The sequence below is a fragment of the uncultured Campylobacter sp. genome (genome assembly GCF_938018145.1).
In the GTDB taxonomy this organism is placed as follows: Bacteria; Campylobacterota; Campylobacteria; order Campylobacterales; family Campylobacteraceae; genus Campylobacter_A.
In genome coordinates this window covers 1-4,272 of sequence record NZ_CALIII010000273.1, presented here as the reverse complement: position 1 = coordinate 4,272, position 4,272 = coordinate 1, and the positions used below count along the sequence as shown (strand labels likewise).

The window sequence follows — 4,272 nt, the reverse complement described above, 5'->3', positions numbered from 1 at the left end:
TTTTTATAGGTTTTTTTACCGATAGTTTGAGCGGAGCTCAAAGGCGTTTTGCAAAGCAGAGCGCATACTTTTAGCATCTCTTCGCGGTCTAGCATTAAGAGCCTATCATGGTGTTCTTTTTCAAAAGCCGCCTTTTCTTCTTCATAAACTTTATTTGAACGATTATCTTTTTCGTGGCCTTTTTTGGTAAAAATTTTAACGTCTACGACGACGCCTTCCATTGACGCAGTCGCATAAAGGGATTTATTTACCACGTGGCCGGCTTTTTCTCCGAAAATCGCGCGAAGCAAGCGCTCCTCAGGCGTCGGCTTAACCTCGCCTTTTGGAGAAACCTTGCCGACTAGGATCATGCCGGGTTTTACCTGCGTGCCGATTTTTATTATGCCGCTATCATCTAGATGAAGCAAATCTTCCTCTTTGATATTCGGGATATCCTTAGTGATCTCTTCTACGCCGTCTTTTAGCTCGCGGGCTTCGATCTCTTTTTCATAAATATGCACGCTCGTAAACGCATCCTCTCGGATCATTTTTTCGCTGATCACGATCGCGTCCTCATAGTTATAGCCGTTCCACGGCATGAAAGCTATCAGCGCATTTTTACCGATAGCCAGCTCGCCGCGCTCCATAGACGGACCGTCGGCGATGATCTGCCCAGCCGCTACTTTTTTGCCTTTTTTGACGATAGGATGCTGAGAGAAGGTTGTATTTTGGTTGGTTCTTAAATTTTTCTCCATTGAGTAGTGATCGATATATGGACCTGCCTCGTCTTCGCCGAGGATAAAGATGTTTTTATTATCCACCTTTTCGACTACTCCAGCGCGTCTAGCCTTGATGGCTTCCCATGCGTCGCGAGCTACGGTACTCTCCATACCCGTACCTACGATAGGAGCGGACGAACGAAGTAACGGCACTGCTTGGCGCTGCATGTTTGATCCCATGAGGGCACGGTTTGCGTCGTCATGCTCCAAAAACGGAATAAGCGATGCCGCAACGCCGGCTATCATGCCGGAGCAAAGGTCGATTAGCTTAACGTCCTCGCGTTTAGCCAGTATCATCTCGCCGTCTTGTCTGGCCTCGATCAAGTCCTCTACTATATAGCCGCTTTCATCAAGCGCGGTAGAAGCCGGAGCGATAACCAAATTTTCCTCTTGAGTCGCCGTTAGATAAACGATTTCATCGGTTACCTTGCCGTCTACGACTTTTTTATACGGAGCTTCGACGAAACCGAGGTTATTTACCTTTGCATAAGTAGAAAGCGTGTTTATAAGACCGATATTTTGACCTTCCGGAGTCTCTACCGGGCAAATTCTGCCGTAGTGAGTTGGGTGAACGTCGCGCACCTCAAAGCCGGCTCTATCTTTTACGAGACCGCCCTCACCCAGCGCCGAAAGTCTGCGCTTATGCGTAACTTCACTAAGCGGGTTAGTCTGATCCATAAACTGGCTCAACTGACCGCCGGTGAAAAATTCCATTATGGTCGTGGTTATCATTTTTGGATTAACCAAATCGTAAGGCATAATCTCTTCGGTATTACCCAGCGTCGTAAATTTATCTCTGATAGCCTTTTGCATTTTTACAAAGCCTAGGTGAAGCTCGTTTGCCAAAAGCTCGCCGATAGAGCGTATACGACGGTTGCCGAGGTGATCGCGATCGTCGATATGTCCTTGTCCGTTTTTGACCTTTATCAAATATTTTGCCGTTTTTATAATGTCTTCGTTGGTCAAAACCGTTACGTATTCAGGCACCTCAAGCGCTAGCTTGTGGTTCATTTTCATACGACCGACTCCCGTCAAATCATATCTTTCAGGATTAAAGAATAGATCGTTTACGAAAGCGCGAGCAGCGTCTTTAACTACCGGTTCGCCGGGACGCATAACTTTATAAATTCTTATCGCCGCAAGATCGTTTTCGTCATCGACGTTTTCGGTTTGACGTAGTAGTTTGAGCGTCTCGTTATCGGCGATAAATGAATTTATGATCGCATCATCCACGCCTGCAGCCAGGTCGTTTGCTATCTCGATACTCTCTTGATCAGCCAAAATTTTAACCAATTTATTTTCATCAAGCTGTGCAAGAGTATCATAAAGCACCTCGCCGCTGTTTTTATCGATAACCGGGTGAGCTAAAAACCTATTTACCAAAATTTCAGTCGGATATTCGACAAATTTGACGCCGTCAGCGATGATTTTATCAGCCTTTTTCTTGGTTAGTCTTTTACCAGCCTCGTGTAAAACGTTACCCTCTTCATCTTTTATATCGTATTCAACCCTGCCCTGATAATCATCTGGATTAAAAGGCGTCAAAAATTTATTATCTTTTATTGTTAAAGTTTGTATAGGATAAAATAACTTGATAATATCTTGTTTTTTATACCCAAGCGCCCTAAATAGGATAGTTACCGGTACTTTTCTGCGCTTATTTATGCGAACGTAGAGTACGTCTTTAGTATCATACTCGAAATATAGCCAACTGCCGCGATCCGGGATAATCTGAGCGGTGTAAATTAGTTTGTTTACGACAGTCGGACTTTCTTCTTCTTTAAAGATAACGCCGGGACTTCTGTGAAGCTGATTAACCACGACGCGCTCGACGCCGTTAATAATAAATGAAATTCTATCCGTCATCAAAGGAATTTCGCGAACGAAAATTTCTTGCTCTTTTATATCTTTTATGCCGATCTTCTCGCCTGTTTTTTCATCTCTTTCATGAACGATCAGCCTTATTTTCATTTTTAAATTTACAGAATAAGTAAGCCCGCGCTCCATACACTCTCTGATCGTATATTTTGGTTTTCCGATTTCAGAGCTTACGTATTCCAAGCTTAAGCGGTTTTGTGGATCGTGTATAGGAAATATTGATTTGAAAACTTTTTCTATACCGCTTTCGCCTTGATTTTTATCTACGTTTAAAAACTGGTCAAAACTCTTTTTTTGTAATTGTAGCAGGTTAGGAACATCGATCTCTTTGGCAACATTTGAAAAATCAACCCTAAGACGATTTCCTGAGTATAAACTATTTAGCATATTCTACCTCATGGTATAAGTTTGAAAGAAAGTAAATAACCGCACGTCTGCGGCATCTTTGTAAAAATTAAATAAGGAGGCGTCGCCTCCTTTGTAAAAATAAGTGAAATTATTTAAGTTCGACTTTAGCGCCAGCTTCTTCAAGCTCTTTTTTAGCTGCTTCAGCCTCGTCTTTGCTAACGCCCTCTTTGATAACAGAAGGAGTTTGCTCAACTGCGTCTTTAGCCTCTTTAAGGCCAAGGCCTGTAAGAGCGCGAACAACTTTAATAACGTTGATTTTCTTGTCGCCGCCGTCAACTAGAACAACATTAAATTCTGTTTTCTCTTCAGCTGCATCGGCTGCGCCGCCTGCTACTGCGCCGCCTGCTACCATTACCGGAGCAGCGCTTACGCCGAATTTCTCTTCAAATTCTTTTACTAGTTCGCTTAGCTCTAATACTGAAAGATTAGAGATAAATTCTAATACGTCCTCTTTAGTAATTGCCATTTTTTATCCTTTTTATATTATGCTGATTTTTCTTTTTTTTCTTTAAGCGCATTTAGTCCAATAGTGAAATTTTGGATAGGCGCATTCCAAACTTGCAAAAGCATAGCAAGCAACTCATCACGGCTAGGCATCTTAGATAGAGCCTTGACCTTCTCGACACTTGCAACTTCGCCATCGATATGAGCGGTTTTGATTTTAAATAGTTCGCTGTTGGTTTCTTCAAATTTAGCCGCAACTTTAGTAGCTGAAAGCTGATCGCCCCAGATAAAGATATTTGTATCTTTTAAGACCATACCAGACTTTTCAACGTTATTAAGAGCGATATTTGCAAGAGTATTTTTTACGATTTGAACTTTTACGTTTAAAACTCTAGCCGCATCTCTTAATGCTTCAAGTTTTTTAGTACTAAGACCGCGATAATCGCAAACTATAATCGCTTCATTTTCTTTAAATTCAGCTTCAAGTTTACTGATTATTTCAGATTTTTCATTTCTCGTCATCTAGTTTTTCTCCTTTCCGACTAGTGATTTCAAGCAGAGCGGCATAAAAGCGCGATTAAGCAAAAGCCTCTGCTATCTCCAATCTAAGATAAAAATTTATTAGCTAAAAATTAGCGTAGATCCATAAGCTCTTGAGTCTCAAGTAGAACAGAAGGGCTCATAGTTAATGATAAAGCAGCACTCTTAATATATCTACCTTTTGCTGCCGCAGGTTTTTGTCTATTTACCGCTTTGATAAGAGTTGAAATATTATCGTTTAATT

General features: G+C 41.7%; 3 protein-coding genes and 1 pseudogene. All 4 read right to left on the bottom strand.

The annotated features are described in order from the left end of the window. Positions 1-3,023 (bottom strand): DNA-directed RNA polymerase subunit beta (gene rpoB / locus Q0338_RS06350; RefSeq protein ID WP_298086027.1); only part of this gene is annotated, 3,023 nt, incomplete at its 3' end. A gap of 109 nt (positions 3,024-3,132) precedes the next feature. Then, positions 3,133-3,510: a 50S ribosomal protein L7/L12 gene (rplL, locus tag Q0338_RS06345; RefSeq protein ID WP_004322126.1), complete on the bottom strand. Its 378-nt coding sequence runs from the start codon at positions 3,508-3,510 to the stop codon at positions 3,133-3,135. Between the two features lie 17 nt (positions 3,511-3,527). Further along, on the bottom strand, positions 3,528-4,010 hold the full coding sequence (rplJ, locus tag Q0338_RS06340; protein ID WP_002947610.1) for a 50S ribosomal protein L10: 483 nt from the start codon (positions 4,008-4,010) through the stop codon (positions 3,528-3,530). Positions 4,011-4,120: 110 nt separating this feature from the next. Beyond that, positions 4,121-4,272: pseudogene (locus Q0338_RS06335) on the bottom strand (50S ribosomal protein L1); the annotation flags it as partial.